Source organism: Pseudomonas sp. FJ2-5-13 (assembly GCF_029201605.1).
Taxonomy (GTDB): domain Bacteria; phylum Pseudomonadota; class Gammaproteobacteria; order Pseudomonadales; family Pseudomonadaceae; genus Aquipseudomonas; species Aquipseudomonas lactis.
Genome location: NZ_CP104045.1, coordinates 1,647,543 through 1,667,050 on the forward strand (window position 1 = coordinate 1,647,543; position 19,508 = coordinate 1,667,050).

The 19,508-nt window shown below is 53.8% G+C and carries 18 protein-coding genes; 10 read left to right on the top strand and 8 right to left on the bottom strand.

The window, feature by feature from the left end; genetic code table 11:
* Positions 1-112: 112 nt before the first annotated feature.
* From N2A98_RS07385 to N2A98_RS07395, 3 genes are all read right to left on the bottom strand, one after another.
* A complete protein-coding gene (locus N2A98_RS07385) occupies positions 113-1,609 on the bottom strand; it encodes a hypothetical protein (protein ID WP_069788549.1) in 1,497 nt (498 codons plus the stop codon).
* Positions 1,606-5,628 (bottom strand): ATP-binding protein, encoded by a 4,023-nt coding sequence (locus tag N2A98_RS07390; protein WP_141722777.1) that lies wholly within the window; start codon positions 5,626-5,628, stop codon positions 1,606-1,608. The genes N2A98_RS07385 and N2A98_RS07390 overlap by 4 nt, the downstream gene beginning before the upstream one ends.
* 1,480 nt (positions 5,629-7,108) lie before the next feature.
* Positions 7,109-7,360 carry a helix-turn-helix transcriptional regulator gene (locus N2A98_RS07395; RefSeq protein ID WP_069788550.1) on the bottom strand — a complete coding sequence of 84 codons (252 nt, stop codon included), beginning with the start codon at positions 7,358-7,360 and terminating at the stop codon, positions 7,109-7,111.
* 110 nt (positions 7,361-7,470) lie between these two features.
* Between N2A98_RS07395 and N2A98_RS07400 the strand changes: the two genes are divergently transcribed.
* Positions 7,471-7,776 (top strand): hypothetical protein, encoded by a 306-nt coding sequence (locus N2A98_RS07400; RefSeq protein ID WP_069788551.1) that lies wholly within the window; start codon positions 7,471-7,473, stop codon positions 7,774-7,776.
* Between the two features lie 327 nt (positions 7,777-8,103).
* Positions 8,104-9,000: a helix-turn-helix domain-containing protein gene (locus N2A98_RS07405; protein ID WP_069788552.1), complete on the top strand. Its 897-nt coding sequence runs from the start codon at positions 8,104-8,106 to the stop codon at positions 8,998-9,000.
* A gap of 945 nt (positions 9,001-9,945) precedes the next feature.
* Here N2A98_RS07405 and N2A98_RS07410 read toward each other — a convergent pair.
* Positions 9,946-10,353: a hypothetical protein gene (locus N2A98_RS07410; protein WP_069788554.1), complete on the bottom strand. Its 408-nt coding sequence runs from the start codon at positions 10,351-10,353 to the stop codon at positions 9,946-9,948.
* A 325-nt stretch (positions 10,354-10,678) separates the two neighbouring features.
* Entirely contained in the window at positions 10,679-11,203 is a 525-nt protein-coding gene (locus tag N2A98_RS07415; RefSeq protein ID WP_069788555.1) for an RIP homotypic interaction motif-containing protein, read from the bottom strand.
* 205 nt (positions 11,204-11,408) lie between these two features.
* On the opposite strand from N2A98_RS07415, the gene N2A98_RS07420 reads away from it, so the two are divergent.
* Positions 11,409-11,951: a recombinase family protein gene (locus N2A98_RS07420; RefSeq protein WP_069788556.1), complete on the top strand. Its 543-nt coding sequence runs from the start codon at positions 11,409-11,411 to the stop codon at positions 11,949-11,951.
* A 272-nt stretch (positions 11,952-12,223) separates the two neighbouring features.
* Here N2A98_RS07420 and N2A98_RS07425 read toward each other — a convergent pair whose 3' ends face one another.
* Positions 12,224-13,027, bottom strand: a complete 804-nt coding sequence (locus tag N2A98_RS07425; RefSeq protein ID WP_069788557.1) for a hypothetical protein — start codon at positions 13,025-13,027, stop codon at positions 12,224-12,226.
* A 117-nt stretch (positions 13,028-13,144) separates the two neighbouring features.
* Between N2A98_RS07425 and N2A98_RS07430 the strand changes: the two genes are divergently transcribed.
* Positions 13,145-13,693, top strand: coding sequence for a hypothetical protein (locus tag N2A98_RS07430; RefSeq protein ID WP_069788558.1), 549 nt, complete (start codon positions 13,145-13,147; stop codon positions 13,691-13,693).
* Positions 13,694-13,788: 95 nt separating this feature from the next.
* Here the strand turns inward: N2A98_RS07430 and N2A98_RS07435 are convergent, their stop codons facing one another.
* Positions 13,789-15,252, bottom strand: a complete 1,464-nt coding sequence (locus tag N2A98_RS07435) for a site-specific integrase (protein WP_069788559.1) — start codon at positions 15,250-15,252, stop codon at positions 13,789-13,791.
* 241 nt (positions 15,253-15,493) lie between these two features.
* Between N2A98_RS07435 and N2A98_RS07440 the strand changes: the two genes are divergently transcribed.
* From N2A98_RS07440 to N2A98_RS07465, 6 genes are all read left to right on the top strand, one after another.
* Positions 15,494-15,889 (top strand): nucleotidyltransferase domain-containing protein, encoded by a 396-nt coding sequence (locus tag N2A98_RS07440; protein WP_275623205.1) that lies wholly within the window; start codon positions 15,494-15,496, stop codon positions 15,887-15,889.
* Positions 15,879-16,298, top strand: coding sequence for a DUF86 domain-containing protein (locus N2A98_RS07445; RefSeq protein WP_078802700.1), 420 nt, complete (start codon positions 15,879-15,881; stop codon positions 16,296-16,298). Before N2A98_RS07440 ends, N2A98_RS07445 begins: the two co-directional genes overlap by 11 nt.
* 46 nt (positions 16,299-16,344) lie before the next feature.
* On the top strand, positions 16,345-16,533 hold the full coding sequence (locus N2A98_RS07450) for a hypothetical protein (RefSeq protein WP_078802701.1): 189 nt from the start codon (positions 16,345-16,347) through the stop codon (positions 16,531-16,533).
* A gap of 115 nt (positions 16,534-16,648) precedes the next feature.
* Entirely contained in the window at positions 16,649-16,951 is a 303-nt protein-coding gene (locus tag N2A98_RS07455) for a type II toxin-antitoxin system HigB family toxin (protein WP_057701155.1), read from the top strand.
* A gap of 3 nt (positions 16,952-16,954) precedes the next feature.
* On the top strand, positions 16,955-17,326 hold the full coding sequence (locus N2A98_RS07460) for a transcriptional regulator (protein WP_017848700.1): 372 nt from the start codon (positions 16,955-16,957) through the stop codon (positions 17,324-17,326).
* 395 nt (positions 17,327-17,721) lie between these two features.
* Entirely contained in the window at positions 17,722-17,973 is a 252-nt protein-coding gene (locus N2A98_RS07465) for a DUF3077 domain-containing protein (protein WP_047710305.1), read from the top strand.
* Between the two features lie 72 nt (positions 17,974-18,045).
* On the opposite strand, the gene N2A98_RS07470 is transcribed toward N2A98_RS07465, so the two are convergent.
* Positions 18,046-19,272 (bottom strand): MFS transporter, encoded by a 1,227-nt coding sequence (locus tag N2A98_RS07470; protein ID WP_003189535.1) that lies wholly within the window; start codon positions 19,270-19,272, stop codon positions 18,046-18,048.
* Between the last annotated feature and the right edge of the window lie 236 nt (positions 19,273-19,508).

Below are 19,508 nucleotides of genomic sequence, written 5' to 3' on the forward strand. Positions count from 1 at the left end.
ACATCACCTGCAACGCCCTTTGTGGCTTCTTCTTGCGTCGATTGGCAACTGCAACACTTTTGCCGATGCTGCCACAGAAGTGGCCGCTAAGATCTAGAGAAGACAAACGTTTTTAAGCGATAGGGCATGGGAGTAGGTCACGGTCGGAATCCCAACAAATTCGGATGAAGGAGCACGAATGGCAGCACATGTGGGTCTCCAGCGGCAGTACATGACAGCGCTGAGCACGAATGCTCCGCAAGTCACCGTGCGAGCAGTGCCTGTCCTGCCCGTCCTCCGTGAAGGAAGCGATCAAGCAGGTCGATTGCAAATCTCCCTTCGCGACACCTGCGTTCCGCGCCGCCTTCCAATAGTGGAAATTGCACATGCTAGGCGTGGTTGCCCGATCACTCTTGTAAAACCAAGAGGTACCTGTAACTACGACGTACTCCGAAGGTGCTCCAGGTTCACCGGAGTGTATTACGAATGTTCTTCTCCCTCCGATGACTATTCGGGCAGCAGTTGAGCCGGGAAGTGGGGGGATCTCAGCGCTACTGTGTTGGCGGACTTGTGCTTGTGGGAAGCCGGGAAACTGATCTAAAGACCTCGGTATAAGGGGAAGGCCCAGCCTGGCTCTGAGGCGCTTCTCAAGATCGTTCCCTGCCTGCTCAAGAGTTGTAAGGAAATCCTCAATTCGCTCACTTCCTTTGGGTTCTTCTGCCCAGCGGTCCAAGTCCAGGATCGCGAACCACCTATTGCTGCTCTTGACTAGCATAGCCGGATAGACGGAGCGTGTTGGATACTTCTTGCGCTCTGCGCCTGTTGTCGCCGATGTTGCCACCATGACCGCTCGGTAGCAGTCTCCAATCTTGTCTGGAGGCAGAAATTCGAGTGCCTCCGGCACATCTAATGCGAGTGGGAGCGTATCAACCAGCCGGCTCCGGTGCAGCATCTCAAATAGTTCTACATGACGCAGTAGGATTTCGTCACCATTGGGAAAGCAATGCACGCGTTCTGTGATCGGTTGGCCAGGCGTGACGAAGCAAGCAATGGGCTCCTCAAAAACGATGACCCAATTTCCAGCGGTAATCACAACCCTACGAAGTGTTCTCCTACCGAATTCGTTCAGAGCAGAGACATAGCTATGCAAGTCTTTGAGGTATTCCGCCCATTCCGCAATAATGCCTGATCCCCTTTGAGACTTATCCTTGAGTGCGAACAGAGCTTCGCAGATGAGTGTCGCCATATTTTTCGCGTCAAGCTCAGAACCTCTCGCACGTCGAGGTTTTGGGATATCAAAACCTTTAGCCTCGACGATTAAAACCGGAGCTCTATCGGTCGGCGATACACCTAAATAGTCAAAATACAGACGATCGTTGTTTGCGCTATATGCTCTTGCCTCTTCAATGACTTGTCCCGGGTTATCCGGATTCCAGTCAAGCGCCCGCAAGAAGTGATCTATGAGGAAGCGTCGCGTCGGACGCTCCAGCATGGAGGCAGGCATCGACTCCGGCGCTACGCTCTCGGCAGTTGCGTACTGATTCCGGAGATACGCCTCTTCTCGCCGAAACTGCTGCATTCCCGTACGTAGCTTCTCGGCGAACGCGCCGGTTTCTGCGAGCAACTTCACCGTAGCAAATCCGGTAGCTCGTAGAGCAACTTGAGTGCTTCTGGCCACCCCGCGCTGGAAAACAGTTCAAGGACGCTCACGAGACGAGCGCGGCGACTCACATCATCAAATGCGGCCCGGTAGTCAGCGAGGTAGCGACGTACCAAGCGGACGACGGAATCGAGCGCCAGGCTTTCATAGTGATAGCCGTCACTGGCGGCGGGCCCGACCACCAGCGCGGCGACCTTGTCGAACACCAGATCGGGCGAAGCACCTGCAAGATGGTCATATAGCTCGACAAGGTGATAAGCGACAGCTGAGTTGCCGGATAGGGCTATTCGATCAAGAATGCCTTCATATTCGGCCAGGAAGTTGCGCATCACTCCTTCATCGCCAAGACCCGCACCGTTTCCGCCGGTCTTTCCGTTCTTGAATGCACCAGAACCGAAATAAAGCTGATTGCAACTATGCTCCATCAAGCGAAGACCGGCCTTGTATTGTCGCTCAGCAGCGATGCGTTGCGGCTCGGTACTACAATCATCCATCAGATCCAGCTTGGCTGCTCCCAAAGCATCGCCAGCCGAGTCAACGATGGCGCGCAATACTTCTCGGGCCCGACTCTGAATTTCGCTATCGCGGTCAGTAGCGTCGTTTTGATAACTGGTAAAGAGTGGGCCGCGAAGCCACGAAACCAATGGCCACAAAAAAGCGTCGGAGTCTTCGAGCGTCCGAACCCAATTCAGTATCCATCCATGAGCAATGTTTCTTCCACCTACTATCCACAAACGGGATGCCATGCTGGCGATCGCCTCATAGAAATCACCCTGCCGGCTTTCCTCTTCCTGCCGGTGGGGCAGCCTAGCGAGAATCCCGCTTATGAATTCTTCACAACGTTCAGGTGCTACTTCGGCAAGGCTGAAAAGAGGGCCACCGATAAAGAAACCTATCACTCCGATATCAATCTCTTCCGCTGCAACCTTCGCCGCCATCCTCCACATGTGATCGCGATCCACTTCCCACAGAGTGTTCAATGACTGCACAACTTGAAGGCGAACGGCTGGTGCGGGGTCATCAAGAGCGCGGATAAGCTGGTCTCGTAAGCTCTCCGCGTTTGAGCTACTGAAGGCGGCCAAGCTCATATAGCTTGATGCGACGTAAACGCGCACATCCCAGTTCCCCCAAGACATGAGGCCGGAGTCGTTGGAATTTCGTGCCTCGGGAAAGGGGTTGACTGCCATCCGATCCAAGATTGCGATGAGAGCGGTTAAGGACGGATGACCCAGTCGGATCTCGCTGTAGTGCTCCGACTGGACGATCTTCTCTACTGCATTGCTGACTGAGCCCCAACTGGCTTGAAGTACCCGCTCATGGGGCGGTGGCGCGGTCAACTGGTCGATTGTGGTTATGACAGTAGCGGTCAGCAACCAGAGTTCGGCGATTGACTCCGGCGTGTCCAACCCGTCGGCGTTGCGAATCAGCGCGTCTAAAGGACGCACAGTTCGCCTCAGCTCAGCGTCGGAGCCTTCATCTAAATCGACTCCATCCCCCTTGAGCAAGCTGTCAGTGAAGTCTTCCGATCTGCCCCAGCCCAGCTTCATCGTCATGTGGGGTCGATTGCCAGTTAGTAGTCCTTGTTGCTCCAGCTCAGTACGCAACTCCCTGAGAGGACTCTCGGCGAGGGACTCGTCCGTAAGGATGGAAAGAAAACGCGCTGCACGGGATTGCCAGATTCGACGTTCATTCTCGTCAGCGCTTCTTACGTTTTCCAGAAGCACAGCTTCGAAATTGCTCCTTTCGGAAACCGACCGCCTTGGAAATACCGCAGCGAGAAAGGTAACCGCATCCCTGACTACATCAATCAGTTCAAGCATGTCATTTGAGGTGGCAATTGGCCATAGCAGGTCGTCTGCCACTCCTGGGCGTTCAGCTGCTATACCAATGATCCGCGCCCAAACCGAAGCTGCGGCTGTCTCTGACATAATTGTATGGATTGAGGCTACAAAGTCTGCATCTGAACATTCCAGTAAAAACTTCACATAGCTGTCAAGTATCTCACTCCCTGGCTGTCCACCATTACGCTCACTGCTTTCTCGCCATTGCTGTAGGGATAGGCTGTCCTCCAAGATGAGCAGTGCATGGTCACCACCGATTGCCACTTTCCGCGGTTCCATAGATCGCAAGTACGAGCGACGATCTGCTGCCAACCCTAGCGTTGCCCGGTTGACGGCAAGGGTGCCGCTGCCGGGCTGATGTGCGAGAAATGACGGGAGAGCCTGTTGTAGGTGCCATCGCGCGTGTTCGTAGTCCTGCCGTTTGTTTGATCGCAATGGCATTATTCGACTGACACTGCCACCCATCCAACTGTCACCTTCTGCAGGCGCCGCACGGTCAAACAACACTTCATAGATTTCCACCGCGAACCCTGGGTCGCTCTTGAGGATGGTTAGAACGCCTTCTGCCAACCATGGCGCCTCTTCATGAGCGTGCTTTGTGAAACGAGGTTCCTGAAGAATGCGAGACAAGAGCTTTCTCGACGCTGTTATGTCGGAATTGAAAGATTTGGTCACCATACGAATAGCGCTCGAAGCAAGATTCGGGAGTGGGGGCTCGAATTGCCAGGCAAGCGAAAGCAATGCGCGCGCCGCTTCTCCAAACTTAAGTGCGAACGCTCGATCAGCGAAGTCACCGCGCTCACTGAGTGTGAATAACAAAAACCTTGCGGCGTCGGCATAGAGTCGGTGCGCCGAGAGTGCAGCCTGAACTGCCACTTCGGCCCAAGACAACATTGCCGAGGAGGACGGTGCGCCTTTGTCTGCAAGGCTCATGCCGACAAATCGCGAGAGCCTCGACAGGGCGGGGCCCATAATATCTGCCTCAATCTTGTCACGAAGAAGATCGCACAGACCTTGAGCATCGGCCGGAGACTCAACGTGTTCCGCCACGGTTCTAAGCGCAACGCTTGCAACAACTGGGTCTATGCCGTTAGCGCTGGTGATCGCTATAGTCAATGCCCAGGTGCTATAACGGCCTGGAGCGTCATCGCGCCAAACGCGCTCCATCGCGAATTTGAGCGAAGGCCCCAGCAGAAGCCCGATTGCCGGGTCTTCAGTGACCTGCGCCTGCAGTCTGTGTGTGTCGGTCCAGTCCAAGTAGAAGCGACCCGCGACATGATCGAAAAGAACGTGATGGGCAAAATGGACACGGTCGCCCGATGCCACAAGTACCCCACTCCGCAGAACGTCGTCGAGCGCCTCGTGCCCGATGTCGATCTTTCTGACGGTGAGGCGCCGACGGTCAATCATTGCCTTGACGGAAGCGGCAACTGCGGTTTGAAGTCGGCTCGACGACAACCGTTGATCCTCGTACTCCTCTAGTAACTCCGACTGCGTCGCAATGCTGCGGATGCTTGCGGCAGCCGTCCCTCCGTCGATCAACTCACTCGCAATTGATAGGTTGAAGACGTTCTTGAGTAGTTCACGCAAAGACGGCGGAGCATGACCTAACAGCTCACCAAGTTGCGTACTCCGCTCCGTCAGTCCAGCAAGCTCGTCATCGTTAAGACGTGGGATCTTGAAGTGTCTCACACTCTCCAGGCCTGGCTCCGCATAGTCTGTTGATGGTGGTGCCCCAACCATTGCCTCACGGAAACGCCTGCCGTTTCGCAAATCGAAAGTGCGGATTGACGCGAGCACTGACCATCTTTCGCCCAGCGTGCGTAATACATCCTCAATGAACCTGGCGAAGAGGCTTTCTGATGGGCCGCCCCGCGAAGCATCCAGTGCATCAATAATTAGGAGTCCGGGGCTGCTACCCGGCCAGTTATGCAGGACATCGAGAATAGGTGCTTCTAGGTCAAAAGTTGTTCGCAAAGTATCGAGTGTAGTCACGCCATACAGGTCATCTACCGATAGGAATACGGTCGGAAGCTCGCTACGCAGTCGCTCCTGCGCCAGTGCTACTAAAACTCCCGTTTTCCCCGCGCCGGGCTCTCCGATGACCAAAAGGCTTCCTTCCTCTGCAGCCGCCTTGAGTATCGGCATGCATCCTCGCGGAATCGCAACGCCTCCATCGATTGTCAAGCGGGAGTGCCGCTCCAGTCGAGCCACCTCCGTCTGCGTTCGCTTTGTCAGGCGCGCAATATCTGCGTCGAACATCGGCGCACACAGGTCCTCATGTCCAGCAGTGCGTAGCAGATGCAGAAGCCCCCCTTTGTCTGTTGGCGCGCCACTTCGTACAAGTCGGCGGACAATTCCGTTCAGGGTTTCTAAAGGCGCATTACCCGCCTCTTCTCCGCCAAACAAGCGCACTCCTAAAGTACGAGCGCATTCGCGGAGATCGCTACCAGTCTCGAAGGCGTCGAAGCGCACTATGTGCAACAGCATTGCAAAGCGAGCCAACTCTTCGTCCGGCACGACACCGCTGCACTGTACCGACCACTCTGCATTTGCGCGATCACGCAGAATGTCGAGTGCGGAACGCTGGCAATTACTTACACGGGCGTAGACCTCCGACCAAGTGCCGCCTGTGTCGAACATCCGACATGCGGATTCTAAATTGTTCAAGGAGGCCGGCGCGTCATTCGCAACCGCTAAGACGGCTGACGTTCGTGCGGGATCGACATAGGACGTGAGTGTCGTCTGGGAAACAACAAAGCGAACTAACTGGGAGATCGTCGATGCTAGGCCAGATTCGGAAGAGTTGGATAGTCTAGGTCGTGTCTTGCATTGGACAAGGATCACGCTGCCATCCGAGAGAGTTACCTCAATGTCGTCGAGTCCAGTGCCGGTTTCAAATTGGAGTTTGATAGGAAAAGCTCCCACTCCTAGGCCGAAGCGACGTCCAACAGGAGTGGCCGTCACAAGATGACTGGCGAACCACACACCAACTGCAGCACCGAAGTCCATTCCTGCTTGGGTTGCCCTGCCTCCAGCCGGTGGCGTAGTAGTTATCAATGCAGCTTCCTCCATTCCCTTTGGCAGCATCCTACAGTTGCGTCTTTCGAGTGACCAGATGTCCGACCCTAAAGTGGCCATCCGACCGAATAGATATGCTCATACTCTTCGACGTCGCGACCTGCACGAGGAACGCACGAGCTCGAAGGCTCAGCGAATCAGGAACGACGGCTGCTAACACCCTGTGGCAACCACTAGATGGTCAAGTCGATGGTGCTTAGGTCGTATGTGAAGATTGAATGATCGCTTTCAGACCAGAGGCTATGCCTGCTATTGGCCGATTGCAGCCTCTCGTGAGGGGCTGGGCGTCAACGTCTGGAAGTTGTGTTGGTACAAAAGTGGTACGCGGCTTTCAGGTCGGCTCTATAGGGCAAGGAATACGTGGACTACTGGATTAGTAGTTCCAATCCATCCTTGTACGTACCCAGATTAGACCTGTGGGTGGGCGGGAGAAAATTCGGTACTGCTCGTATACCTAGGCAATCGCTAAGGAAAGGTCGGCCGCGTAAGCCGAGCTATGAATGCGGTTTCCGCCATCGAGTGGGTACGTTTGGTCGTATGTGTAGCCTTATCCTTCCTCTGCCAGTAATTCTTCAAGCTCAATTGCCAGCTTCGTAAGCTTAACTCCAAGGACGTTGCACAAGTCGCGGACCTGTACTACATCCAGGCGGCGTGTCCCGCTTTCAACGTCGCTCATGAAAGATTGCGGGCGCCCCAGCGCTTTTGAGCACTGGACCTGGGTCAGACCTGCCTCGTCTCGGTATTTCTTCAGCAGTGACAGGAGTGCAGCGTGCTCACGTCTGTAGATCGTTTTAGGCATGGTCGTCAGCTATGGAGATTAGCTGCTCAACCTATATCTGCTTTTCAGATATCTGAATTTCAGATATTTTGTCCGCTCGACAATCCAGTGTTTATTAGGTGAGCACAGTCATGAACGAACGAATCTACGTGCTGAACGGCCAGAAGAAGACCACCAATCACATTCTGCATCTCCTCCTTTGCATACCTACAGCCGGGTTGTGGCTAGTGTTTTGGTTTCTTGTCGCCATGCAGAATAGTAGGCATAACAAAAGAATTGATAAGAAGATCGCTCGAATACTGGAGCACAAAGAATCTGGGAAGTCCGACGTGGAAGCGTACCAGGCTATTCGCAACGAGGATCAATACAAGAACAAAGCGTTGTTGATCATCATTATCGTGATCGTTTTCATTGTCTATCTAAACTCTCGTCACTGAGTGGCGTTGGCTAAGAAAGGGGGGGGAGTTGGATTTGTAAGCCTCTGCTGGCCTCTTAGTCGTCGCGTATGCTGTAAAACGAAGTTTGGGCTGCCTGGTAAGAGTAAGGCTCTCATATCGCACTACAGGAGCTTGAAAGTGTAAAGTTGCTTGACAGATATGGTCTTAAAATGCATATTAACCGCTTTCCAGAAAACCAGAACCGAACGATCTCGACTAGCCCCAGTGCAACGTGAGACGTCGATTTCCTGCCGTCTGGAATTTGACCAAACCAACCAACCGAGGCACTCGCCTATGAATTGAACTACTACACAGGAGCCGAACAGTATGCTTACGTTTACCCTTCGTTTGACCCCCGGCACAATCGCTGCCAACCAAGACGCTATTGCCCCAAGTCCCGATATTCGTTTAACGCTTGCCAATCATTCCACGACAGTTGTTGACGGGATAGTCTTCGACAGAGTTACGGGAGAAGTGCTAGGGCGGTATAACCTCTCGGAGTACGCTCCCGAACCGTTCGATTGTTCAACCCCATCGTACGAAGAGGCTACTGTGTTCGTAATGGACGAAGACGGAAGCCCTGTCGGCATTGCTATAGCGAACAAAAACGACAACAGATATACCCCAAGAATCGTTACACTGCCCACTACTTGTCTCCCTTTGAATGCAGAGAGAGCGGTCAGGAAAGGTCGTAATTCATCGATAGTACAGAACCCACTGTATGCAATCATGCGTGCAGTGAAAATCGAAGAAGTATGTACTCCTTGGCTGGACGATTACATTCATGGGGCAATCAATGTCGGCCCAGGAGTAATCAACGGCAAATACAGCGTCTCTCCTGCTGACGTCGCTATACTACTCCGTCAGCCAGAGATTTCAGTGGAAAGCGCCTCAGGCTGCCTACTGAACCATGATCACGAGCCGATGAGCATTCGGCAGATTCAACGTGTTGTCGAGGCGGCAAGAATTTCCTTGAGAGGAGTCGCACTGTACTTGGAACGCCACCCAGAAATACTTGCTAGGTTAGACTTGACGTTTGATTTCAACACGCTCTGGCCTAGTGCTTCGGCGGAAGTGAAGCCGCTAGGTCAAAGGGAACATTCGAAGCGCCAAGACGTAATGCGCATGCTGGGGCAAGGTGAAGGCATAAAAGCGATTGCCCGACAGACAGGTGTATCAAGGAATACTGTCCGAAAATGGAAAGAAGAACTTATGGCTGAATGAACCTGATTACTCACCCTTGATGGGAAGAGTATCAAGGGGGGGCAGTAACTTGAATTAACGACAGATATATAAGGGAGCTATTCGCACAGTGCGGAGCACTACGGTGGACTCACGCGTGGATTGCCGTTAGTCGTATCGTCCCGATTCCGGATCAGCCCATCAGTAAATACATCCAGCATCACCACAACCCAAAAAGCTTTTGATCTGGATCTTGATACACCGAAGGTGATGGGCAACAGTTGTCAGCGAGCGCTGACGGAAAACTACTGAATGCGAACGCATTCGTTTATGCACGAAAAATCTAAGAGCAAGATCAAAGGCAAGAGCTGTTCTGTGGTGATTTCTTTATGTATGACTTCGGTTGGACTGGAAGTCCGGTGGCGATATGTCCACCGGAAGGTGGAGGCAATGGAGGTGAATCAACTTTACAGCTCGCGCTGTTACCACCCTTGTGCTTGGTGGGGCCATACGGTGACATATGAAGTGGAGTCGCCACCTTGGGAGCGGTAGCTAAGGTATCTAGGGAAACGTCCTAGGCCGGGGCCTACAGCATGACTTTCGTGGACAGTAAACCATCGTCCCGGTGATGCTTTTACAGCGGCGCTGTGGGTAGTCCTATACCCTTAGGGCAAGCGTCCATCACAGAGAAGATTTCAATGGTGCATTGCACGGCGATATCCCAGCTAAAGGAAGCTACGGCCCTCCAGCGCTTGAGGTTTGAAATGTCACTCCGCAAACAAGGCTGGCAGCGAGTAACTGGTTACTCAGTCTGGACTACCTCCTACCAAGATGAATTGAACCGGGCACCCATTGCCAAGAAAGTAGACCAAGCCTTGAGGCAGGCTGCTCACCACGCCAAATTGGCTACCATCGCTTACGTGGTGCAGATTGGTGATAGTCCGCTGATCCAAGTCTCGTAGGCCATACAGCGTGAGATGTAGACGGTTATGCAGCCTTGGGGCGAAAGCCCCGGTATATCCACCTTGTGGTGGTAAATACGCTGAAAATGACGAGGTTAGTGATTGCCCATATACCTAGAATGGTCCCAGCCCAACCTAGGCGCCTAACAGGCAATCGCTCTACTTCATCGCTGTATTCGATTGCCGTCTTCCTGTAGGTCATCACCGCATCATCTTTTTTCAAGTCGAGGCAGAGTGATGGTGGCGTTTCTGGTGCTAGCTTGTGGCCTTGATAGTAGAGGTTGCAGTCGCCCCAAAACTTTAGTCGTGCCTGATACCTGTCTTTGACCTCGGATTGGCTAGGGTAGGAATCCACCCCGCCTAGGGTAATCGCGGCAAGCAGGATTACTGCAACCGCAACCCACAGCCTTTGCCACCCGTTCAATCGTTCCATTCGCCAGTGCTCCTTGGTCATAGGCATGATTATCCATGCTGGCACCGTAACGTCATACCGTTTTGGAAACCTCTTGATAACCTGGACAAAACCCACTCGAAACCAGTGCGCGATGTGGGCGTTGTTTCTAAGATTGACTTTGTGGCACGTCTGAAGCCCTCTGTTTCCGTAGGGGGCAACGTTAATTTGCTTAGCTCGGGTCCATGCTGACGCCCAAATCGAGGTTTTCACACTAAAACGCCCGTTCTGAGCCGGAACCACCGTTTTCCTGCAAGGCCAAGGCGGCGATAGCCTCCGGCCCCGAAGGGCCGAAAGGGAGAAGTAATCAGCTCAGTAGGCCGAGAGCCACGGGAAGTGTTGCACCAACAGCGGCAGAAACTAGTGGGTGTGCAAGGAAGGCATTGAGCTTGTTCTTCGCTTCCTCTCGCTCTTCCTTAGGGGCGTCCGCGTTGTCTATTGAGGTAAGCACCTCTTTCAGGGCTACTTCAAGATTCTGGACGTTGTGGTCGCCAATCTGGATGCCGGTCGATCCGTGGATGTTGATGTTATTGGTGGTGACGGAAGGCTGCGGCTTGGGGAGGGCGGAATCCTTTGTAATTGTCAGCTCGTAATGGGGGTCAAAACGAGAGTGGGAGTGTCCACCGCTGTAGTATTCGAACTCGTTAATTGTGTAGACGAATTCCTGTCCGTGCACCTTGCGAACGATCTTGTCGCCTTCGGTGATTTCCAGCTCGACCTGGAAAAGCCTAAGGGGGGTGGTGCTGAAAGCACATGCGTACGGTCCGCGACGTTTTCCGTTGTGCTCAATGTAAACTAGGTCATTGCCTGGATCTTGTAACAAGAGATTCATCTAAATCATTCCTGCTGCGTATGTTAAATCGCCACCATAGCTTGATGAGGGTCAATGGATCAATTTTTAGATTGTATTCATTTGGGTATACCCTTGAGACCGCTCGTCGGTGAATACAAGGATAGTATTCAATAGGGTTTGTTTTTATTAATGAACACGGACATACTCAAACCTCTAGAGTTAAATGAATACAGAGGGGAGAGTAATGGCGAGCATCGGCTACATTCGAGTTTCATCCACCGACCAAAACACCGCTCGCCAGTTGGAAGGTGTTGCCCTGGACGAAGTGTTCACAGACAAGGTGTCAGCGGCCAACACTGACCGCCCCGAACTACAGGCAATGCTTCGCCATGTTCGCAAGGGCGACGTTCTCCACGTCCACAGCATCGACCGGCTAGCCCGCTCATTGGAAGACCTGCTAGCCCTTGTAAAGGGGCTCATTGGTAAGGGCGTGGCAGTCTCGTTTCACAAGGAACAACTTCACTTCACCGGCGAAGCCAACCCCATGCAGGAGCTAATGCTGGGTCTGCTGGGCAGTGTTGCTCAGTTCGAGCGTGCGTTGATTCGTGAGCGTCAGGCAGAGGGCATCGCCAAGGCAAAGGAGAAGGGTGTCTACAAGGGACGTGTTAAGTCTGTGGACGATGACGCTATCCGCAAGGCAATGGCAGAGGATGGGGCGAGCTTCCGCAAGGTGGCAAAGGCCCTTGGTGTCAGCTTGAGCACCGTTCAGCGGGCAATGAAAGCCTGACCGTAACGCCTACAGAGCCCGCCAGGAGCGGGCTTCGTTGCACCAGATACAAGTGACAGCACTCGGCTCAACGCCTGCCAGAAGCGAGCCCAGCGGCACCCAACACACGACTTATTTTCAGGAAGCAACAGCTTTCGATGACCGTCAGCGTCCACCGTTGAGCCGTTCCAGCAAATTTCTGGGGGGGGCTTGGTTATTTCCCCCCGCCACAAGCCAATCGCCCATTGAGTTGCGATCCTAGTTCAGCGGCGGGCAATAGATATGGCTGAAAATCACCTCTTCTTGGTAGCAGCTAACGTTTCAAAGGCTTCCAGTGCCCCGGCAGGCAATCTGATTAACTCGCTCACAGGGCGTGCGATTTCAGGATGAAGATACAGGGGCGAATTTATAGCGACAAAAGGGTTCAGCCCTGCACCAGGGGAAATAGGTTCATCATTGCCGAACATTGCATTACGCCAGACAAGGCCCTCATGGGCGGGTTTGCCTTCTTCTGCTAAAACTTTCTCCAGCAATCCATTAGGGATGTAGCCGTCAGTTGGAGCACCTTCAAGTCTTTCTCTAAGCTCCGCGAGGTTGGCTAGGAGTACAGACTCGTTTGGCGTGTCGTTGTAGTGCTTTATACCCAGCGGGACGCAATACTGTCGGAGTCGCCAAATGAGCGCGTCGAGCCCCGGCAGTTCGTCGTGAAGCAAGAAGACTGAGGATACTAAATACCTATCGCCCTCCGAGTCAGCTAGATGCTCGAAGACTTTTCGCTCCCGGTCGGGAAGCGAAATATCGAATCGCAACCGTTCATTTACGAGCCGCAAGCCCTTGTTGAGGTCATGTCCTACATTCTTGGAACTAACCCTGCCCAGCAGGAGCATGCACTTCAAATACTTCTCGACCGCCTGCAAACCGGACCAAATAGCTTGAGTCGGCAGACTGGCCCTGAGTGCGAGTCGTGCAGCTATATAATCGCCATCCCCTATATCCCTGAAGCTTCTGATAGCTAGATCGTTGATCCATGCGCTCTCTGTGGGTGTCTGATACCCGGCAACAAATTCGTCCAAGGTCCTTTTCATATTGGTGCCCATCTTCGCCTCGTGCTCGATACGGTTTCAGTCTGAGTATGCACACCTGACACGCTGTGCACCCGCGACTTTCGTAAATGCTATCCTCTCGCCACTAAATCAGGGATGGCGCGCGGACAAATGTCTATATGGACCTTCAGTTTAAAGAAATCTGTACTCCTCCCCATCGGCGGCATCGTCGCTACTTGGCTTCTGACTAAGATTCTTGATGCCTATCTCGACATAACGATTCTGGCAAACTTGTGGGGCTGGCTTGTCCAGCGTAGTGAGTGGCTTTTTCAGGAGGTTCCGATGCCCCTTTGGCTTTTGGTGTGTACGACCATCTCTGGTCTGAGCGTCATTGCCGCGCTTGCGTACGCACTGATGGAGCTACGGCGATCAGAGTGCGAAATTCACCGGCTGAGGCATCCAGTAGACACGCCCCTGAACGACCTTGAGCATATGGTATTGATGACGATTGCAGGCTTTCTGGAGAACAACATGCACGCTAGTAGAAGGGATCTTCAGGAGCGCGTCGGTACAACACCGTTACCAGTACAAGCTGCTCTAGATGTCCTGACCACACGCGGCCTTGTCGGTGATGAGCTGGCTGGTAACGCGGTTTATATTGGCCTCACCCCAGCAGGGCGAAGGTATGCGCTGCATCCGGATAATTTAAGACGGACTTAGTTGTTCTCTGCAAGCCTTCAGATGCTGGACGTTTTTATGCCTTCAAGGATTGTGTCGGCGGGTGGTTGTGAGCTGTAGGATTCAGTCAAGGGCAGCTAACTGCTTGGGATCGTGGGGAGCTTCTTGATCGCGGCAAGCTTCTGTTTGGGTGATGAGCCCTTGCTGTAAACGTCAAACGTCACCGTTCCCGATTCATGACCGGCTAGCTCTCTGATCAATCTGTCTGGCACATCTGCTCGCACTAACTGGGTGATCACCGTCGCACGAATCGAGTGGAATACGTGCGTACGCCCAAACCCATTGGCCGTTTTCAATCTGCCAAATGCCTTGCTAAGAGCGTCTGACCGAATGCCGTATTTGTTTTTGCTTTCGGACGGTATTAAGAATCCATCGGTAGAGGTGTCGGCAAGGCGAGCAACGAGCCTCTTTAGCTGCGGATGAATAGGGACCTGTCTGATTCCCGCGACAGTCTTTGAGTCCGTGATATCGAACATTGGCACGCTTTCGATAGTGATCAAGTTCTCCGTGCGAAGCTGGCATAACTCCTCGATTCTGCCGCCGCTGAGCGCTCCCAATAGGATCAAGTCTGCAAGTGTGTTTAGGCCCTGCTCCTTTGCCGCCGTATGAAGGGCGCCAATTTCTTCGATGGTGAAAGCTTTCCGTGCTGCTTCCTTCTTTGCCTTGCCCTTGACGGTGGGCAGGGTGTGCTTTTCGAACGGGTTAACTTGGCCTTTAAAGGTCTGTCGCCACTGCGGTTCATGCGTGCAAGCCCATTGCCAGAACTGGCTGCCAGCGAGCAGGTATTGCTGCTTGGTTTTGCTGCTTAGCGTCATACCTTGCAACCAAGTGCTAACTGCATCGAAGTCGAGAGGACTACCGGATTGTTGAAGATGGTCCGATAAGCTCAACAGCTTCGCTTCCTGCTGGTTTACCGTCTTGAGTGCCACGTGATGTTCAAGGCGGTATGTGCGGAATGCTGCCAGACGTGTCTTGGTGATAGGGGAGCGAGCTTTGTAACTGGTAGGGTCTTTGATCAGGACTGCCAGTTCGTCCTTCTGATCAGGGGTTAGGTTGTGACTTTCGGTCAATCGTCTTCCCACAAACCCCTTGAACAGGTCGGCTAGGTCATCCTCAAGTTTGATCATCCCCATTGGCTCACCCCTGCGGCGCTCAATCATCGCTTTAAGGGCTGCTACTACCTCCGGGTTTTCCATCGCCTGCTTCACCGCTTCGGGATCAGGCTCTGGCAGAGGTGGGATTTTCTCGCCGATTCTTTCCCGTTTGGCGCTAGTCGCCATTTGGTCAAGTTGCTCAACCATCATGGCTACGTTGTCTTGCCAGCCATCCTGCAACTGTTTGCCTTGCCGTGCGATTTTTATCTGACTTTTCCAAGCGTGAAGGATAGGTAGGCGACGGTATAGGGCTTCTTCTCTCGATCCCGTTTTCAACGATTGGGATAGCACCTTGCGACCGCCAAATGCTTCCCGCACGTCCTTGGGGACGTCCAGCCTTACGTGGTACGTGCCGCCTTGGAGTTCTAGGTTGTTTGCCTTTGCCATGATCATCTACCAGCGGCCAATTCTACGTAAAGATTCTACGTAGATTCACATGGAAAGCCTTGTGGTACAATGGTTGCTGGGTTTTTTCGTGGTGTGTGGCGAGTCCCTATCTCTCCGCCATTATTTATAAACAGAAACCCCCAATAACTTAACGGTTGTTGGGGGTTTTTGTTTTTGTAGCAGAAATGCGCAAGTAAATTCTGCTACGTTCGTCATTACCTGATGACAGTGCGGGTCGATCATGAACTTCGAAAAAGTGCTCACGCATGTGCAGGCTAACCTTCCAGGTCTTTTGGCAGTGTACGTCTTTGGCAGCCAGGTGACGGGGGAGGCAAATGCCGCCAGCGATCTTGACTTGGCTGTGCTGATTGAAGGAAGCATTGACCCACTGCAACTGTGGCGTCTATCCGGGGAATTAGCGGATATCGTCAAGGTGCCCGTTGATTTGTTGGACTTACGCGCAGCCTCGACGGTCATGCAATACCAAGTCATAACGACAGGGCGTCGCCTGTGGAGCAAGGACAGTCAGGCGGGTATCTTTGAGAGCTACATACTCAGCGAGAAAACTGCGTTGGATTGCGCCAGGGCAGAGCTGCTAGTCGACATTCAAAAGGACGGAACGGTATATGGCCGATGATGTACTCATCAACAAGGCTGCCAGCATTGAGCGCTGCGTTGCTCGTGCTCGGGAGGAGTACGAAAAGGATCCAGCCAGTTTCGCCACTGACTTAACCCGTCACGATGCGGCCATTCTCAATATTCTGCGTACCTGTGAGGCTGCCCTGGACATGGGGCAACATCTGATTCGTCGTGAGCGCCTCGGTGTCCCCCAACGTGCTCGTGACGTGTTTGAGCTGCTGGCGCGGGGCGGATGGGTGAATCCTTCCTTGCTCACCAACCTGAAAAACATGGTCGGTTTCCGCAATATCGCTGTGCATGAGTATCAGACGCTTCAGTTGCCTATTACCGTTGCGATTATCACCAAACATCTGGGCGATTTCCTGGCATTCAGTGCACATGTCTTGACTAAGGAATTGGGCCAGTAAGCCGATTCAAATAACGCATCCAGATCAAAGCCAACCCGGTATTACTTTGGACGCAGCCAGCGCCGTATTAGACGCCGATCAGAAGGACAGCCGCATCTTCGCCCAGCGCAAAATCCCTGGTCGCATCGACGGCGTGGTGGCAGTGGCCATGAGCATCGGTGCATCTGAACTGCAGCTGGCCGAGGTGAGTGACCACGACGGCTTCCTCACCAACCCGATCATGCTGGGTGTCTGACTGTAAAATTTCTTCATGATTTCAGTTTGGCGTTTTGAGCGTGGTGGGGTATCAGAGCACGACAAACAGATGAAACGCACTTGTGTGAGTCCCAACACGGGACTAGGATCATTTCATGAGAATCATCGCAATCAGTCAGCTCAAGACTTTCTGGCAGAAATACCCGGATTCAGAGCAGTCCCTCCTTGCCTGGATTGACGAGGTCAAGAAAGCGAACTGGCAAACGCCCGCAGACATCAAGGGCCAATTTCGCCATGCGAGCGTTCTCAAAAGCCGCCGGGTCGTGTTCAACATCAAAGGCAATGACTACCGGCTAGTGGTTGCTGTGGCCTATCGCTACGGCGCGCTCTATATCAAATTTGTCGGCACACATAAGCAGTACGACGCCGTCGACGCTGATACTGTGGAAATGGAGTAACCCATGAACATTCGACCCATTCATACCGAACAGGATTACCAAGAAGCGCTGAAGGCTGTCTCGCCGCTGTTCGATAATGAACCAGAGCCCGGGACGCCTGAAGGGGATTACCTTGAGGTAATGATTACGCTGATCGAAGCTTATGAAGCGAAACACTTTCCGGTTGATCTGCCCAATCCGGTGGACGCCATACGTTTCAGGATGGAACAGTCCGGTTTGTCAGCGACAGACCTTGTGCCTGCCATTGGGCGCAAGAATCGGGTGTATGAGGTGCTGAACGGGAAGCGAGCTCTTACGCTGCCGATGATTTGGAAACTACATGAGATGTTTGGGATTCCGGCAGAGAGTTTGATTAAGCCGGTAAAAGCGCTGTAGCACCGAATGGGTCTGACCCGCATAAAAAATCCGGACTCCTGATAAGAGCTCCGGATTTTTTATGCCTGCCATTTTGATTACCAAGCTTTTCCGAAACAGGTGCTTACGTTATGCGGGTTCGGCGGTTTTCGAGCAGGGTTGCGCTGGCTGGGGTAGGGCGCTAACCTTCCGCCGTCGCCCTCATGGCGACCGGTTTTGACAGACTGATTTACAGGTGTACGACCTCCATGCGATTACAGCGTTTCTGCTGTGACGTCGTTTTATGGCGGCTGTGCGTGGGGCATCTTCGGGTGCGCCGGGTCCTGTATACCGGTCTGTCAACCCGCGCACAGCTGCCACCTGATCCTGTTTGACAGCGGGATGTGGCAGTTCCCATTGCATACAGGAGCTACACAATGAGCAATCTCGATTCTGATTCCGAATTTTCCCCGCGTAAAATATTCCATGTAGGCGCCGACGTCGGCACCGAAGAAGCCCTCACAAACGCCACCGAAATCCTGTCATCTGCCCTGCAAACCGCTTACCAATGCGCCGAAGATCCAGTCAGCACACAGTCGCCCGTGATCATGGCCCTGGCTCAATTGATTGAGAACGCGCAAGCCTTGGTGGACGCTGTCCTGGAGCGTGATTTCCCCACGGCCAAATAAATACCTGCTTCTGAAACGAAAAAAGCCTGCTGAACTCAACGCTCAGCAGGCTTTTTTGTGGCTGCAACTCGGTCAGGCAGGCTGCGCCACCAAGCTGTTGCTCACCTTGCGGCCCAACACCAGCACGGTCGCAAACCCCAACCCCACCAACACAGTGGCCAGGCTCAACAACACCGCGCTGCCCATTTGGTCGACGATCCGTCCACCAAAGAACGAGCCCAGGGCAATGATCACCTGAAACAGCGCCACGAACAGCGGCATGCCTCGTTCCACATCCTTGGGCGCCACCACGAACATCCAGATACTGGCGCAGGCCGGGAAGGCGCCAAAGGCAAAGCCCCAGAGTGCGATCAGTACCACGGCGCCTGTCATACCGGTGGCGAAGTAGGGGAACAGGGCGGTGCTGGTCCCGATCATCAGCGCGACCAGCAGCAAGGTGTTACGCACGCTGCGGTTGGCGGCGAAGCCGGCGAACACATTGCCCAGTACGCCTGCCACGCCATACAGCAGCAACAATGAGCCAATCGTCGGCCCGTCGAAGCCTGAGCTGTGTTTGAAGAACGGCGCGACATAAGTGTACGCAGCAAAGTGCGCCAGGCCGATCAGCAGTACGGCAATCAACCCGACCCGCGCTTGTGGGTTGATAAACAGGGCTGGCAGGTCACGAACCTCAATGGCCTTTTCCGGTTTGAGGCGCGGCAGTAGGAAGACTTGCGCCAGCAGCACTGGCACTCCCACCAGCGCGGTGACCAGAAAGGTCATGCGCCAGCCCATCAGGCCGCTGAGCCAGGTGCCTACGGGCACGCCGAGTACGGTGGCTAGGGTCACGCCCATCATGATGATCGACGTGGCTTTTGCGACGCCGACGCCCTTGGGCGCCAGCCTGCCGCTGAGGGCGATGGCCGTGGCCCAGAAGCCGCCGATGCTGATGCCGAGCAATACACGCCCGAACAGCAGCAGGCTGAAATCGGTGGCAAAGGCCACCACCCCGTTGGCGAGGATCATGACCAGCGTCAGGCCGATCAGCAGATAGCGGCGGTCCATGGCGCCAATGCCAACCGACAGCAACGGCGCGGCAAGGGCCGCCATGATGCCGGGCAGGGTGACCATCAGGCCGGCGTGGCCGGCACTGATGCCCAAGTCGCTGGCGACGTCGTTGAGCACGCCCACCGGCAGAAACTCGCTGGTCACCAGGGCAAAGGCACCCACGGCGACCGAAAGAATCGCCAGCCACTGCTGTTTGACGCTTTGTTGATTATGTTCGGGAAGGCCGTTAGAGGCCTGGCTCGCGCTTGGCATGGTGTGGGATTCCAAGGTGAAAGTCGCCTGAAGTCAGACGCAGGAGAGGGAAGCTGGGGGCGATTATAGGAATCAGTGCTGGCAATCGAGCAGGCGCTCGTTTCGATAGTAATCATCAGTGCTATCGATGTGAGGTTTTTGACGAGTCCTCACTCTGCATAAAAAATGAAAAAGCCCGAAGTTGATTCAGCTTCGAGCTTTCTGGTTATGACGATGTTTTAGCTGCCGCCGTGGAA